The organism is Sneathiella sp. (assembly GCF_036844445.1).
Taxonomy (GTDB): Bacteria; Pseudomonadota; Alphaproteobacteria; order Sneathiellales; family Sneathiellaceae; genus Sneathiella.
On the sequence record NZ_DAIUFV010000001.1, the window covers coordinates 533,762 to 548,991 of the forward strand.

At 60.0% G+C, this 15,230-nt stretch carries 15 protein-coding genes; 10 read left to right on the forward strand and 5 right to left on the reverse strand.

Features of this window, described 5'->3' with window-relative positions; translation table 11 throughout:
* Positions 1-175 precede the first annotated feature (175 nt).
* Positions 176-1,195: a P63C domain-containing protein gene (locus V7Z56_RS02485; RefSeq protein WP_334127761.1), complete on the forward strand. Its 1,020-nt coding sequence runs from the start codon at positions 176-178 to the stop codon at positions 1,193-1,195.
* A gap of 214 nt (positions 1,196-1,409) precedes the next feature.
* On the opposite strand, the gene V7Z56_RS02490 is transcribed toward V7Z56_RS02485, so the two are convergent.
* Positions 1,410-1,811 carry a hypothetical protein gene (locus tag V7Z56_RS02490; protein ID WP_334127762.1) on the reverse strand — a complete coding sequence of 134 codons (402 nt, stop codon included), beginning with the start codon at positions 1,809-1,811 and terminating at the stop codon, positions 1,410-1,412.
* 153 nt (positions 1,812-1,964) lie between these two features.
* On the opposite strand from V7Z56_RS02490, the gene V7Z56_RS02495 reads away from it, so the two are divergent.
* From V7Z56_RS02495 to V7Z56_RS02505, 4 genes are all read left to right on the forward strand, one after another.
* Positions 1,965-2,852: a helix-turn-helix domain-containing protein gene (locus V7Z56_RS02495; protein ID WP_334127763.1), complete on the forward strand. Its 888-nt coding sequence runs from the start codon at positions 1,965-1,967 to the stop codon at positions 2,850-2,852.
* 219 nt (positions 2,853-3,071) lie between these two features.
* Positions 3,072-3,350 (forward strand): hypothetical protein, encoded by a 279-nt coding sequence (locus V7Z56_RS02500; protein ID WP_334127764.1) that lies wholly within the window; start codon positions 3,072-3,074, stop codon positions 3,348-3,350.
* 936 nt (positions 3,351-4,286) lie between these two features.
* Positions 4,287-4,643, forward strand: coding sequence for a hypothetical protein (locus V7Z56_RS15655; protein WP_443023736.1), 357 nt, complete (start codon positions 4,287-4,289; stop codon positions 4,641-4,643).
* 268 nt (positions 4,644-4,911) lie between these two features.
* Entirely contained in the window at positions 4,912-5,859 is a 948-nt protein-coding gene (locus V7Z56_RS02505) for a hypothetical protein (RefSeq protein WP_443023737.1), read from the forward strand.
* A gap of 47 nt (positions 5,860-5,906) precedes the next feature.
* Here the strand turns inward: V7Z56_RS02505 and rpsU are convergent, their stop codons facing one another.
* Positions 5,907-6,107 carry a 30S ribosomal protein S21 gene (gene rpsU, locus V7Z56_RS02510; protein ID WP_161316574.1) on the reverse strand — a complete coding sequence of 67 codons (201 nt, stop codon included), beginning with the start codon at positions 6,105-6,107 and terminating at the stop codon, positions 5,907-5,909.
* Between the two features lie 160 nt (positions 6,108-6,267).
* Here rpsU and def point away from each other — a divergent pair, with 160 nt between their 5' ends.
* Positions 6,268-6,867 (forward strand): peptide deformylase, encoded by a 600-nt coding sequence (gene def / locus V7Z56_RS02515; RefSeq protein WP_334127766.1) that lies wholly within the window; start codon positions 6,268-6,270, stop codon positions 6,865-6,867.
* 371 nt (positions 6,868-7,238) lie between these two features.
* Positions 7,239-7,901, forward strand: a complete 663-nt coding sequence (locus tag V7Z56_RS02520) for a COQ9 family protein (RefSeq protein ID WP_334127767.1) — start codon at positions 7,239-7,241, stop codon at positions 7,899-7,901.
* A gap of 148 nt (positions 7,902-8,049) precedes the next feature.
* Here the strand turns inward: V7Z56_RS02520 and V7Z56_RS02525 are convergent, their stop codons facing one another.
* Positions 8,050-8,781: a TorF family putative porin gene (locus V7Z56_RS02525; protein ID WP_334127768.1), complete on the reverse strand. Its 732-nt coding sequence runs from the start codon at positions 8,779-8,781 to the stop codon at positions 8,050-8,052.
* A gap of 260 nt (positions 8,782-9,041) precedes the next feature.
* Here V7Z56_RS02525 and V7Z56_RS02530 point away from each other — a divergent pair, with 260 nt between their 5' ends.
* A complete protein-coding gene (locus V7Z56_RS02530; RefSeq protein WP_334127769.1) occupies positions 9,042-10,853 on the forward strand; it encodes a methyltransferase domain-containing protein in 1,812 nt (603 codons plus the stop codon).
* Between the two features lie 77 nt (positions 10,854-10,930).
* The gene (locus tag V7Z56_RS02535) at positions 10,931-12,658 is read left to right on the forward strand and encodes an adenylate/guanylate cyclase domain-containing protein (protein ID WP_334127770.1); all 1,728 of its coding nucleotides are present in this window, start codon (positions 10,931-10,933) and stop codon (positions 12,656-12,658) included.
* 20 nt (positions 12,659-12,678) lie between these two features.
* On the opposite strand, the gene V7Z56_RS02540 is transcribed toward V7Z56_RS02535, so the two are convergent.
* Both V7Z56_RS02540 and purE read right to left on the reverse strand, forming a co-directional pair.
* Entirely contained in the window at positions 12,679-13,767 is a 1,089-nt protein-coding gene (locus V7Z56_RS02540) for a 5-(carboxyamino)imidazole ribonucleotide synthase (protein ID WP_334127771.1), read from the reverse strand.
* Between the two features lie 12 nt (positions 13,768-13,779).
* A complete protein-coding gene (gene purE, locus V7Z56_RS02545; protein ID WP_334127772.1) occupies positions 13,780-14,268 on the reverse strand; it encodes a 5-(carboxyamino)imidazole ribonucleotide mutase in 489 nt (162 codons plus the stop codon).
* Positions 14,269-14,466: 198 nt separating this feature from the next.
* Between purE and V7Z56_RS02550 the strand changes: the two genes are divergently transcribed.
* On the forward strand, positions 14,467-15,195 hold the full coding sequence (locus tag V7Z56_RS02550; protein ID WP_334127773.1) for a GGDEF domain-containing protein: 729 nt from the start codon (positions 14,467-14,469) through the stop codon (positions 15,193-15,195).
* Positions 15,196-15,230: the final 35 nt, after the last annotated feature.

The following is a 15,230-nucleotide window of genomic DNA, read 5'->3' on the forward strand; positions in this document are numbered from 1 at the left end:
TTACCCGCGGAACCCTAAAAAAGCCTAAACACAATGGGGCGAGGGGGGAGTACATTTCCATCTGTCGAATCTCGTCTCCTGCAAGCATAAAAGATGAAAAATGAGAAAATATGCTTGCTATTTGCTTAGCAAGCATGCAGTATTTCTCGATGTAGCAAGCATGAGGCGACCTTTCATGAGTAAAGCAAAAACTGCACAAACCCTTGGTGGCGAAGCTAGAGCAAAAAATCTAACCCCTTCAGAGCGATCTGAGATTGCAAAAGCTGCGGCTGCGGCGAGGTGGTCAAAATTAAGAGACCCCAACAGAATCCCGGAAGCTGATAGCCAAGGTACCCTAAATATCGGTGATGTTGGTCTTGAAGTTTATGTCCTTGATGACAAGCGCCGCGTCATTAGCAAAAAAGCTATGGCAAACGCGTTACGTTTACAAAGTGATGGCGGGAATGCATTCTTACGTACAATGTCTAGAAAAGGGGTGCGATCTGTTTTGTCGCCATCTCTGGTAGAAAAAATAGAAAATCCTATATATTTCAGACCATTAACTGGAGATTCAGCGGACGGCTATGAGGCTGAGACCTTGATTGAGGTTTGTGACGCTTTAATAGAAGCTAAAAATAAGGAGAAACTCCATACATCTCAATACTTCTTGGCTATCCAAGCAGAGATAATCATTAGATCAGCAGCGAAGGTTGGAATCGTTGCTCTTGTTGACGAAGCAGCTGGCTATGTTGACAGAGCGAAAGATGAATATCGCAAGCTTTTCGATGGCTTTATTCGTAAAGAATTTCAGCAGTGGGAAAAAGAGTTTCCAGATAAATTTTTTGACATGATTTACAAAATGTACGGATTAAAAAGACAAAGGCCGGACACAACTAAACACCCTCAATTTTTTGGGCATTTCATCAGAAAGTACATTTACTACCCATTAGCTAACTCAAACGGGGCAATACTTGAGAAGCTAGATGAGAAAAACCCCGTAGTTTACGATAATGGTGGTCGAAAATACAAATTTACTCAATGGCTTACTGATCATGTTGGTTTGCCGGCGTTTCGTCAACATCTATGGCAAGTTGTAGGGATAGGCGAAGCTTCAACGAATAAAGAACAGTTTGACAGAGGTTTTTATCGTGCTTTTCCTGAAGCCATACCAAGAAAGAATTCCGATCAATTGGATTTTTACGATATGCTGAAATAGCTTTTTTTGGATTATTACGTAATCAAAAGGATATTAGCTGGGAAAATCTGGAATTATGAACGTATTCCCCCATTTCCCTTGACTTTCCCTGCATATTATACTATTATAATATCCTTCTCAATACATCCTGTGATTTATAGAAATCAGCGATGAATTGACGTGAAAAAACCGCCCTCCGGTTGGGAGGACGGTTTTCCGCGTCGGCGGGAGGATCTCAGGCGGTCCGGGGAGGGTGTTCCCCCAGGCGCCTGAGGCCGACGGCCTCGACGGCAGTGAGGAGTGCAACGGCGACGGCAAGAAGCTCGATCACCAGCATTCCCTCAAACGTCAGGCGGCTCTGGAACAGGAAGAGGGAGAGACCGCTCCCGATGACCCAGGCAACGTTGGCGGCAATGATGAGCTTCACGAACAGCGGATTGATCATTTTCCGCGTTGCCGTGTAGGCGACATCGGCAGCGAACAGCACCAAGCCTGCCCCGAGTGCATAGAGGATCCATGAGGCGATCCCTGTCCAATGTGCCAGCGGGCCCGCGAAGGCGAGCGCTGCCCCTCCGGTGAGAAGCGAAGCCCCTGCGTCGAACAGCAGGGCGTTTCGAAGTATGTTTGACCGTTCCATTCGTCATCTCCTTTTCAGGTGTCCGCGCCATGGGTGGCGCCTTGAGGGGAAGAATGACGGCGGGAGGTCATCCTCGCAATTACGTCAGAGGTAATGTTCTTCGCTCGCCTTTCGCGCTATTATTTTCGGCGAAGGGAAGAGGAGGAGAAAAGGATGACAGCGTCAGCCATGCAAACCCCGGTGCAAGGGCTTGGTCAGATCCTGCGGCACTGGCGGCAGGTGAGGGGCATGAGCCAGCTCGATCTCGCGCTTGAAGCGGGGAGCTCGGCCCGCCACCTCAGCTTTGTTGAAACCGGCCGCGCAAGGGCCAGTCGGGAGATGCTGTTACGTCTTGCGGAAGCGATGGACCTTCCCTTGCGTGAGCGCAACCGGCTGCTGAATAGCGCGGGCTATACGGCCGCCTATGCGGCGCGCCCTCTCAATGATGCGCAGTTTGACAAGCTGCGCGCCGCGCTCGACTTCATGCTGCGCCAGCAGGAGCCGTACCCCGCGATCGTCATGAACCGCGTCTTTGACGTGCTGATGATCAACGGGGCGGGGCTCCGGCTGCTGACAATGCTGGGTCTTGGCGGCAACGGGCAGGGCGCGGGCGCGGGCGGTAACAATACGGACGGCGCGGCCGAGAAGGAGCGAAGTGGCCCGCCCAATATCCTGCGACTGATGCTGCACCCGAATGCGCTGCGTCCCGTGCTTCATGACTGGGAGCGGGCGGCGGCGCATATGGTGGAGCGCGCACATCGGCAACTGACTGGCGCGGGGGCGGAGGACCCGCTGAAACGACTGCTCGATGAGGTGCTGGCCTATCCCGGCGTGCCATCGAGTTTCGCGCAATCGAACCCCTCGCTCGATGCGCTGCCCGTGCTGCCGCTCACTTTTGAGGTGAACGGGCGGGCGCTGTCCTGGATCACGACGGTCGCGAGTTTCGGCACGCCGCAGGATGTGACGGCGGAGGAGATTATGATCGAAAGCTTCTTCCCCGCCGATGAGGAAACCGAGGACGCCATCCGCCGCCAGATGATGGCGGAGGCGGGCGGCGGATAAGCCGCGCGGGCCGCAAAGAGGGAGCGATTCGCGCGCGAAGCGGGATTTCGGTCCTCTCCTTCCCGGCGGGGGGACGGCGCAAATATCGCGGGGGTTTTATCTTATAATGCATTGTAATTACATCGTTTTTAAAACATTCTCCGACGCTGATTTCAGCCCCGATTTTCATCTGGAACTGGTATGATATCCATTCTGGTGATGCCTCGGATGGAGATCAAAATGGATGATGAAAAGCCGCCGAAAAGCCCCTTTCTCCCGCCGATGACTGAGGAGATATTTAACCGCAGTCTCGGCCCTGTCTCGGCGGAGGAACTGATGGAGCCGATCGATGACTGGTGCGCGCGCAACTTCCCGCGGGGCGATCCCGAGTTTCAGGGGCCGCCCCGTATTCTGCCGCTTGGAAAGATGGGGAAGGGGTGGGAGACCGATCCGCGGATCCCGAACGTTATTTTTATCGATGTCCACCGCCGAAAGCAGGGCGAATGGGGGGCGCGTTGAGGCAAAAAGGCCTTCTTCTACGATCGATATGCTACCGCTTCAGAAGGCCCCAATCGCGTTTCCGCCATGTTGAGTGGCATCAGGATGCCGATTTAACGTCCATGTTCGCGTGATGCCGGGCAACCATCCGCTTCAAGCGGGAATGGCGGCACTCTTCACGAAGGTAAATTGCCCGGAAATCCGCCCGCCGAAATACGCCATCCCTCGACGGGGGAACATCGGCGCTAATATGGTCGATAATGCTGGAAAAATCAACCTTGACGATATTTCGGCGATCCCGTCCGTCCGCGCGGCGCGACGTTGCGGGTTGAAGACGGGGGAAAGGGCCGGAAGGATCTGGCCGGTGCCGCCTTGAGGAAGCGCCCCGCCACGATCAATGCCGACAGTATCCTGTTGGCCCCTGATCCCAACGCCCGAGGCGATGGCGGGGATGCTTCTATTGTAGTTGATATTCCCGAGGGATCAAGCACCGCCCCGCCGGATGCCGCCCTTTAGGCGATGCCGCCTCTATAAATCTTGGTGGCGAAGCGTATAATGTTGGCGTTATGATGAAGGAAATAAAGAGCGGAACCTGTTTTATAACCTGTATCGGGATATTGCCGGTATCGAGCAACCGTCCGCTTCAAGTGTGGAAGAAGGCACCGTCCCCAGAAAGATGCTGCCCGACGACCCCGAAACCAACGATACTTCTTCCAGTGGAGTGGGGACCGGCACAGATAATATAGTAGAAGGAGACGGGGAAATCAATCTCGCCGCCGTTGTGGCGGGCGCGTTTCCCGTTATGACGATGTCGCCCCCAATGACGTATGGGCCGATGATGAGAAGGCCGTCTCCCCATTGACCCGGAGCGACCCCGCTCACAAAGCGGGCGCTAGAGAAAACGGAGGCACAGCCTCGGCGCAAAGTCGATCAGGCAACGGCGAAATATCAACCTGCATGTGTTCGGGTGAGGGCCATCTCCCGCCCCCACCGGTCCAGCCCGAAAAGGCCCCAGTTTATTGGCACGGGAGACAGCCCCTGAAGTCTCTATGCAAATTGCTTGAAAATATCAAGGATTTGACGTGGGGCTCCATTCGCTTCGATCCGCCTGCCCGGCGGCGCAGCGGGGCACATCTGCAAAGCGTTCTTGAACACGCGGTTCCTGTGGAGACAGTCTCGAACCGCAAGAAATCAAAAAAACCGGATGCCGCGACTTATCACAGATTTTATGCGCCGGTTAAGATCGGGGAGTCTCTATACACGCTTCGCATCGTTGCGGCGGAGACAAGTGACGAGGATCAGGGCCAAGCCTGACGCATGCGACAGCAAGGTCGTCGATGAGAACGGTGAGCCGCTGGTGGTGTATCGAAGCGGCAAGGCGTCAAGCCGAATTACTGCTGCGCTAAAGGCAAAAGGGTTTGACGGCATAATTATTTCTGATGGACTTGGCGTCGATGAATATGTTGTCTTTGCTCCTGAACAGATCAAATCCATCCACAATCAGGGGACGTTCGATCCGGATGATCCGCGCATCCTGTATCAGGAAAAAGCAGAACCCGTCGCCTCAATATCGGGTACGGAGATGGGGGCCGACCTGACAGCAGACACTGTTGTGGCGCGGGCGCGCGACTGGTTCAGGAAAAATCTGCAAGGGAAGACCATCGAGCGGGATGGGCTCGGGCCGGTACGGATTAGCGGCAAGGGCTGGGCGAAGCTCCGGCGCGGTTTGCCCGCAGATTTGGACAGGGCGCGGCTGATCCCGGCCATTCCGGAGATCATAAAGTCCGGCGCGTATCTCGGCCGGTTCCCTACAGACAAGGAGCGCAGGGACGATATTGTCGCTTTCCATCACTTCCAGGCATCCGTAGAGTTGAGCGGCCAGACGGTGCAGGCCGGCGTGTCGGTTGCCGAGGATTCGCGCGGAAACCTGTTCTATAACCTTAATCGCGATCCTGAAGCGCTGCTGGAGAAACGAAAGGCCCCACGTTTACCCGGGTTAGAAGCCCGGGGGGCGGAGCCTTCGGAGGGTAAGGCAAAACCCTCTTACGAACAAAATATAGCGCTTGACAGCAGCGAAATCAATATTTCTCTTGCCGGCGCGCCTTTGCGGCAACAGGCGCGCGGCTCCATCCGCTTTGATCCGGGCCAAACCCGAATCCGCCTCGGCAGTAACGCGGACCGCTCCACCTTCCTGCATGAAAGCGGGCATCTGTTTCTTGAGCAGTTGAAGGCGGATGCGGCGGCGTTCGATAATCCGCAGGTGAAGGAAGACTGGGAGACGGTCAAAAAATGGTGGGCCCAGAATGCCGACAGCCTGATGCAGGAGGCGGTTAAATACGCGAGAGCGGCGAAGGATACAAAATCCGTCAATGCGCGTCTCGCGATGAAGATGAGCGACGTCAAGGATTTTGCGCGGAGCGGCCAGCTTCCAGGCGGCGGTTTTCGGCAAAGGATCGCGCCGGGTCATCTGCAAAGGCCGCGTTTTCAAATGCCAAAAGCCGCAATCCGGCGGACCGGTGCGGCTTTCTGAATTCTCTGGGGATCCGGCGGGGAGGTTAATCCGCCGCGGAGACGGGCTTAGCCTTCGCGCTGCATCCGCTTGCGGGCCAGCTTGCGGGCGCGGCGAATTGCTTCCGCCTTCTGGCGGGCGCGCTTTTCGGACGGCTTCTCATAAGCGCCGCGAAGTTTCAGTTCACGAAAAATGCCTTCGCGCTGCATCTTTTTCTTCAGCGCACGAAGCGCCTGGTCAACATTGTTGTCACGTACAGAGACTTGCACAGGGAGACAGCTCCTATCTGTTCTAGAGTAATGTGAATTACGGTTGGGCGCGATGTAACATGCTTTCTGCCCCTTCCACAAGGGGCAAACTGCATTTTTAAGGTGAATTCCCTAAAGAAAAGCGTAAATAACATAAAAGTAGAGCAAAGGAAAGAGCGACATGGCCGCGAAAGAGATACTCAAAATGGGGCATCCGCTGCTCCGCCGCCCGGCAGCGACGCTTGAGCCGCCGTTCGGGGATGATATTTTTGAGCTGGTCGAGGAGATGCGCGCGAGCCTTGAGGCGGCGGGCGGCGTCGGTCTTGCCGCGCCGCAGATCGGCGTCTCGAAATCCCTCGTCATTTTCGAGGTGCCGGAAGATCGCGTCCGCATGGAGGAGGGGGAGACCGCCTCGGGCGTGCCCTCAACGGTGCTCATCAACCCGAAAATCACGCCGCTTTCCGATGAGACGGCGCTCGGCTGGGAGGGCTGCCTCTCCGTCCCGGGCCTGCGCGGTCTCGTGCCCCGCTTCACCCATATCCGCTACGAGGGGCTCGGCCTTGACGGGCGGCCGATCTCCATCGAGGCGCGCGGCTTTCACGCCCGCGTCGTGCAGCATGAATGCGACCATCTCCTCGGCATCCTGTATCCGGAGCGGATGACCGACATGCGCTACCTGATGTTCGAGAGCGAGGTGCCGCGCTTTATGGAAAGCCTTCGCGAAGCCGCAGCGGCGCGCGAGGCGACGGCGGCGAACGCAGAAGGCGAGCGCAGAGACTAAGCGTCCAACCCCGCCGCCAGGGCGCGGGCTGTTTGAAGCCTCACTCAACGGTCGCTACTGCCGATCCCGGCATCCGGGCCGCAGCGGCCAACCATCGGGCGAGCCATCATGCCGTATATGGATGTTTGTGAATGTCCCTCCTGACAAAGTTTATGACGATACCGCCGTCCATTTTATTTTCGTAATATAGCGGAGAATTTTGCCGTCCGCAAGGAAAATGTTCACTCTTTGTTCTTTATTTTTCACGCGCCCTGTTGTAGAATGAGACTGGTCATCGGGCTGTCGCTCCCTTATATCTTGGGGGAGGGGCGCCGGCCGGGAAAGCGGGCGCGCGCTCCCGATCGGATCGCCACAAGGAAGCGAGGTGTCAGATGGCTGAAAGAACGGAGCGGGCTGAAAATCTCCGGCTGCTGGAGGCGACGCTGCCGCATGTGCTGTTTGACGGCTGGAGCCGGGCGGCGATGCGGGCGGCGGCGGCTGACCTTGGCGAGGATGTCGCCCTTTTCGATCTCGCCTTTCCGGATGGCGCGCGCGATATGATCCGCCTTTTTATCGAGAATGCCGATGATGAGATGGAGGCGGAGCTCGAAAAACGCGACGTGCTCTCCATGAAGATCCGCGATCGCATCACGCTCGCGATCCGCATCCGCCTTGAGCTTTACGAGCCCCACAAGGAAGCCGTGCGCCGCGCGGTAAACATCCTCAGCCTGCCGCAGAATATAGCGCTCGGCACCCGGCTGACGGCGGCGACGGTGAGCCGCATGTGGTGGGCGACAGGCGATCGATCGACCGATATCAACTGGTATACGAAGCGCATGACGCTCGCCGCCGTCTACGCCGCGACGCTGCTCTACTGGCTCTCCGACAAATCGGAGGGGCATCAGCAGACCTGGGGCTTCCTCGATCGCCGCATCGAGAATGTGATGCAGTTCGAGAACGCCAAATACAAATGCCGCAAGAAACTCAGCGAGCGCCCCGACCTCTCCCATATCCCAAGCCCGCGAAGATTCTGGCGGAATTTAACGGAGCGGTGAGGGGCAGGCCACCCGGCAATCCCGCATATAAAAAGACCGCCCGGCGTTGAGACCGGGCGGCAAGTGAAGTGGACCATGATGGGGGAGACCAGGTCATGGTCCGGCGCGAAGGAGGGGATGCCCGCGAGATCTTTCGCGGGCGAAATACTTAGAAACTCCGTGAGATGCCGAGGGCGAAGACGCCGCAGAGATCGCCGCACTGGCTGCTTGGCAGGTCGGTGTCCGTCCAGGTGGCGCTGAGGCCAAAGCCGGCGACTTCCGTGGAGAGTCCGATGCTCCAGTCGGTATAGTCATCGGTGCCCCAGGCGGCGTTGTCATCGATGGTCTGGTAGCCGACGTGGCCGCCAAGCGTGAAATAGGGGCCGAGCGGGATATCGAGGCTCGCGTAACTATAGAGCGCATCGCCGCTGCTGCCGAAATAGTCGGGCGAATAATTGACCCCGGCGGTCACCGCCAGAATATCGAAATCATAGCCGACGGAGGGGGCAATCTCGAAGAAATTATAGTCGAGGCTGCTGGAGGCGCCGGGGTAGGTGTAGTAGATGCCGGTCACATCCCAGCTGAATTTGTCGATGGAGCCGCCGACACCGAGCGAGAAGTCGATCTCGGCCGAGGCGTCAAAAAATTTCACATTCGAGCCCCAGATGCCGGCGTGAACGGCGGCCGGGCCGAAATCATAGCTGTAGTCGATGCCGCCCTGCACGGCGGGCTCATTGTTGGTCTGGGAAATGCCGCGGAAGGTATAGTCCGTGACAAAGCCGATGTTGGCCGAAAATTCACCGGGAACAGCGCTTTCTGCAACGAGCGGCTCGGCCGCTGCGACGCCCGCATATGAGCCGAGGGCGAGAACAGAGACGGTGACAAGCTTCGATATTTTCATGGATCAGTTCCTGTTTCTTAAGGAGTTTGTAGCGATAAAATAGCAAGGCCCGTGCCAGATAAAAAAATGCTTGAATTTCAATTTGTTAAGCAATAGGGGGCGGGATTTGCATTGTGCTACGCACAAAATTTCAGCAAACAATGCTGCAATGCGAAATATTCGCCCATTTTTTAGGCGCGGCGAAAAATCGCTGCCCCATGGCTGGTCGAGGCCGCGATTTTCCCATAAGTTATGGTGGCTTAAACGAGGAACGGAGCGGCATGACAAAGGAGACACTGGCGGCGCGGATGGCGCGGGCGACGGCATTGCAGCGGCGGGGCGACAGCGACGGCGCGGCGGCAATCTATCGCCAGATCCTGAAGGAGAATGGCGCGATTGCGCCGGCGCATTACAATCTCGCGCTGCTGCTGAAGGCGGCGGGCAAGGCGCAGGCGGCGGAGAAATCCTTCCGCGCCGCGCTCGCGGCCGATCCCGACTACCGGCTCGGCTGGCGCGGCTTTGCGCGCTTCCTGCTGGAGCGGGAGAAGCATCAGGGCGCGGTCCGCGCGGCGCTGAAATTCGCGGCGCTCGAGGATTATGCGCCGGCCGCGCTGCAGGAGGTTGCCGATATCCTCGAACAATGCGGCACGGCGCTGCTCGGGCCGGCGGGCGACGAGGCGATGCTGCGCTGCCTCAATTCGGAGGAGGTGGAGAGCGATCGCTTCATCCACGCGCTGCTCGCCCGCATTTTCCGCCAGGCCGGGATCCGCAAGAGCGCGAGCGGCGGCGATTCCCTCTCGATCCTCTGGGGCGCGTTCAACGAGCCGGTGATCGCGGCGGCCTTCGCCATGCTGGTGCTGCCATCGCCCGAGATCGGCGAGATGATAGCGGACGCGCGCGATATCCTGCTCGCGGGCGAGGCCGAGGCGCCGGAGGAGGTGCGGGCGCTGATCGCGCTGCAGCTTGACCGGAGCGAATATATCCTGCCGGCGAGCCGCATCCCGCCGCCGCCCGTCACCGATCTCGATAGCGCGCTTACCGCCGCGCTCCATGCGCCGCTTGCGCCCGAAGATGCGGTGCGCATTCTGGAGCGTGAGGCGGAGCGTCTCGCGCTGCTGCCCTGGAGCGCGCTGCTGCTCAGCCGTATGGGGCCGGAGCGGGTTCGCGAGGCGGAGATTGCCGCGGCGCTGCCGTCGCTCTCGCGCTCCGACGATGCGACATCGCGCGCCGTCGCGGCGCAGTATGAGGCGAGCCCGTACCCGCGCTGGCGCGGCCTTCGAAGTGGCGGCAGGCGGCCGCTCGGTGCATTGCTCTCGGAGTTTTTTCCCGGCACCCCTTTTGCGCCGCTGCCGGCACGCCCCGCCGTGCTCGTCGCCGGCGCCGGCACCGGCCGGCATGCGCTCCGCACGGGGCGGCGGATCGAGGGGGCGCAGGTGACGGCGATCGATCTCTCGCGCGCCGCGCTCGCCTATGGCGCGCGGCAGGCGGAGGAGCTTGGCATTCAGAATGTCAGCTTCGCGCGGGCCGATCTCGTCCGCCTGCCGGAGACCCTCGGCCGGTTCGATCTCATCGAGGTGTGCGGCGTGCTGCATCACATGGCCGACCCGGAAGCGGCGTGGCGGGGCCTCCTCCGCCATCTCGCGCCGAACGGGGTGATGAAGGTCGCGCTCTACAGCGAGCTGGCGCGTCAGGATGTGGTGGCGGCGCGGGCGTGGATCGGACGCGATCCCGGCACTCTCACGCTTGATGAGATGCGGCGCCTCCGCGAGGAACTGCTCAAGCTCCCCGACGACCATCCGGCCAGAGGCGTGACGCGGGAGCTTGATTTTTATTCCCTGAGCGGCTGCCGCGATCTTGTGTTTCATGCGTCCGAGCAGCGCTTTGACATGGCGCGTCTGCAGGCGGCGATCCGCGACCTCGGGCTTGAATTTCTTGGCTTTGAGTTTGTCGATCCCAAGGTGATGGCGGCCTATCGCGCGCGTCACCCGGGCGATCCGGCAGGGCGGAACCTCAAAAACTGGGCCGCGATAGAAGCCGAAAACCCGCAGCTTTTCCGCGGCATGTACCAGTTCTGGTGCCGGGCGGAAAAGTAAACACTCGCTATTGCCATCGCCCTGTGACAATATTAATTCAGCTGTCGGGGACATTCTGACAGCAGGGATCGTCGGAAATGACGCTGCAACGCCGTCTCGCAACAATCATGGTTGCCGACATTGTCGGCTACAGCCGCATGATGGAACAGGCGGAAGAAGAGACGGCAGCGCAGCTGGAAGTCTGCCAGAAACTGATCACGGACACTGTCGAGTCCCTGGGCGGGCGCGTTTTCAACCGCGCGGGCGATGCCGCGCTTGCGGAGTTTCCAAGCCCGATCAATGCGGTCAGGTCGGCGGTCGGCATCCGCGAGGGGCTTGCCGGATTGGCGCCGGAAATTGCCAACGGCATGAAGCTGCGGTTCGGGTTGCATCTTGCCGATGTGATGGTGTCCGGCGGCGACCTGCTGGGCGATGGCATCAATCTCGCCGCTCGTATCCAGCAGCAGGCGGAGCCGGACACAATTTATCTGTCGCAGGCCCTGTTCGATCAGATCAAGCGCAATTCCCCCTATAGCTTTGATGATCTTGGCGAACGGCGGTTCAAGAATATTTCCGAACCGATCCGGATTTACCGTCTGAAGGGGCATATTGGCGCCCATGTTTTCATGTCCGCGCCGAGCCAGAGCGCGGCGGCCCCGAAAATCATCCATCCCAATTCCGTTGCGGTGCTGCCCTTCAGTTCAGCCGGCGGAGATGACGATCAGCGCTATCTTGCGGAAGGTCTGACTGAAGAAATCATCCTTGAGCTGGCGCGGTTCAAGAAGCTGCATGTCGCCTCGCGCAGCGCCAGTTTCGCCATTCAGGACAGGCAGGCCGATCCGTCCCGTGTGGCGCGGGATCTTGGCGTGACTTATGTGCTGGAGGGGCAGGTGCGGCGGCTCGGCGACAAGGTCAGGCTGTCGCTTGAACTCACCAACGGCCAGACCGGGATTGCCGTCTGGGCGGACCGGATTACCCGCGAGTTCGCCGATCTGTTCGACCTGCTGGATACCATGACGAAGCGGATCGCCGCGACCATCCTCGGCCGGGTGGAAACCGACGCCATCGAGATTGCCCGGCGCAAGCCGCCGGAGAATATGACGGGATATGATTTCATGCTGCGCGGTCTGGATCTGCACCGCATTGGCGGAGTGACCTACGAAAATATCCGCAACGCCGTCGGCTGGTTTGACAAGGCGATTTCGGAAGACCCGATGTATGGCCCGGCCTACGCCTGGCGGATCTGCGCCTCCTCATGGCTTCCGGAATTCAATCTTGAAAAGGAACGGGTGTATATTGAAAAGGCGCTGGAGCTGGATGCCAACAACCCCGAAGCGCAAAGGATCATGGGTGCCGTCATGATGCTGGAGGGGAATTTCGAGGCGGCGAAATATCATCATGAGCGGGCAATGGCGCTCAGCCCGTCAGACGCCTATATCCTCGCCCGGTCGGCGGCCTTCTATACCTTCAACGGCCAGCCGGAGGTCGCGCTTCGCCTTCTCGAAAAGGCCGAGGATCTCGATGGCCTGCTGCCCGTCTGGTGCATCGAGGAACGCGGGATCGCGTATTTCAGCGCCGGTCGCTATGAACAGGCCGTTCAGGCGCTGAACGAGTTGCCCGCGCAAACATCACGCAGCCGGCTGTATCACTGCGCGGCGCTGATTGCGCTCGGTCGGCAGGCGGAGGCCGAGAGGGTGATGCAGAAGGAGCTGGCGATAAACCGGGAGCTGACGGCTGCCAATTTTATCGCCAAGGAAACCTGGCGCGATCGCCACATCCGCTACAAGTTGCGCCGCGACCTGATCGCTGCAGGCCTGCCGAAATAACCCGGCTGCCTTCTGACGTCTCAGGCCGTTGGCTTGGTGCCGAGCGGGAAGAGTTTTGTCACATGCCCCATCTTGCGCCCCGCGCGGGCTTCGCGCTTGCCGTAAAGATGCAGGCTGCTTGCGGGATCTTTGAGGATTGCCTCCCAGTCTTCGACATCATCGCCGATCAGGTTCCGCATCACCGCGTTGGAGTGGCGCGCAGGATCCCCAAGCGGCAGGCCGCAGACGGCGCGGATGATCTGGCGGAACTGGCTGGTCGCGCAGGCTTCAATCGTCCAGTGGCCGGAGTTGTGTGGACGGGGTGCAAGTTCGTTGACAAGGACCTGGTTGTCTTCGGTGACGAACATCTCGACCGCGAGCAGCCCGACGAGATCGAGCTTCACGGCGATTTTTTCCGCAATCTCCATCGCCCGCTCGGCAAGCGGCGCGGAGATATCGGCGGGCGCCAGCGTGATGTCGAGGATATGGTTCTTGTGACGGTTTTCAACGGGCACATAGGCGGCGGTCTCGCCGTTCGCGCTCCGCGCCACGATAACCGAGATTTCCATGCGGAAATTGACGAAGCCTTCCAGAATGGAGGGCGCGTTCTTCATCTCGGCCCAGACGGCGTCGAGATCGCTCTCGCCGGTGATTTTTACCTGCCCCTTGCCGTCATAGCCGAAGCGGCGGGTCTTGAGGACGGCGGGGGCGCTGAGGCGCGCAACCGCGCCGACCAGCGCATCGATGCTGTCGACATTGGCGAAAGTCGTCGTGCCGATGCCGAGACTGTTGATGAAGCTTTTCTCCAGCAGCCGGTCCTGTGTCACTTCGAGGAGCCTGGCGTGCGGGCGGACGGGCACGAAGGCGGCGAGATAATCGAGCGTCTCGGTCGGGATATTTTCAAACTCCAGCGTCACCACATCGACGGACTTCGCGAAGGCTTCGAGCGCCGCAAGGTCGCTGTAGGGGGCGACGGTCGAGCGGTGGCTGACCTGCGCCGCGGGGCTGTCCGCCTCCGGCCCGAACACATGCACGAAATATCCCATTTCGGCGGCGGCGAGCGCCATCATGCGGCCAAGCTGGCCATCGCCGAGAATGCCCACGGTTGCGCCGGGTGCAATCACTGTCATGACAGGTTCCTGTTACTTGGGCTCAAGGGCGACGGCGTCGGTCTGCGCGGCGCGCCAGTCGTTGAGGGCGGCGGCGATCTCGCCGTCGTTGAGGGCAAGGATCCCGGCTGCCAGCAGCGCCGCATTGATCGCCCCCGCCTTGCCGATGGCGAGCGTTCCGACCGGCACGCCGCCCGGCATCTGGACGATGGAGAGAAGGCTGTCCATGCCACTGAGGGCCTTGCTTTCAACCGGCACGCCAAGGACGGGAAGCGGCGTCAGCGCGGCCGCCATGCCGGGAAGATGCGCCGCGCCCCCGGCGCCCGCGATAAGGACGTGCAGGCCGCGATCGGCGGCCGTCTCGGCATAGTCATAAAGCCGCTTCGGCGTGCGATGGGCGGAGACGATTTTCACCTCGAAGCCAACCCCGAGCGCCGCCAGCGTTTCGGCGGCGTGGCGCATGGTCTCCCAGTCCGACTGGCTGCCCATGATAATGCCGACCCGCGTCTCCCGTTCCCCCATAGCCGAATTCCCTTGTCCTGTCGTTCCGGGTTGAGAAGGGGGGATTATAGGCGAGCTTTGCAAAGACGCAAGAATAAGGCGGCGGCGGTGAAACATTCGTGGCGATTGTCAATTTTCGGGCGTGGAAGTTTTTGAAATGAGGACACTTTTCCGCTACACTCCGCGCCCAGGGAAACAGGTCAACTAACAGGATAACAAATGAAGATCGGACCTCGGGGCGGCAGTCTGCCGCCGACGCGAGCGGGAAGCAGCGCATCCGCACGGGAGGCAGGCGCGGCCGGCCGGCTTCGCCCCGTCGCCACGGCCGGGGATACGGCAAGCATTTTCGGCATTCCGGAGGCGGAGTTCACGCCCCGTGTCCAATCGGCGATCAGCCGGCTGATGGCGGAGGCGGAGGATCTGCGCCACACCGTCAGCGATCTTGAACGGCGGCTCGAGGCGGCGGCGCTGCTCGCCGATATGGATCCGCTGCTGCCGGTCTATAACCGCCGCGCCTTCGTGCGCGAGCTGACGCGGGTGCAGGCCTCGGCGCGCCGCTACGGCACGGAGGCGAGCCTTGTCTATCTCGATCTCGATCAGTTCAAGGCGGTCAATGACGGGCTCGGGCATGAGGCGGGCGACCATGTGCTCACCGAAATTGTCCGGCGGCTGCGCGCCTCGGCGCGCGAGACGGACATCATCGGCCGCCTCGGCGGGGATGAGTTCGGCTTGATCCTGACGCGCACGCGGCCCGAGGATGCGCATCACCTGCTCGACCGGCTGGCGCGGCAGTTCACCGAGACGCCGATTGTCTGGAAGGGGCGGGCGCTCGAGGTCAGCTTCTCCTCGGGCATCGTCTCGATCCACGCGGGCCAAAGGCCGGAGGAGACATTGAGCCTTGCCGACAGCGATATGTACCGGCGCAAAAACCGCGATCCGCGCCCCTGATGCTGACGCGAAGGGGCCCGCGGCCGCGCGGCGCG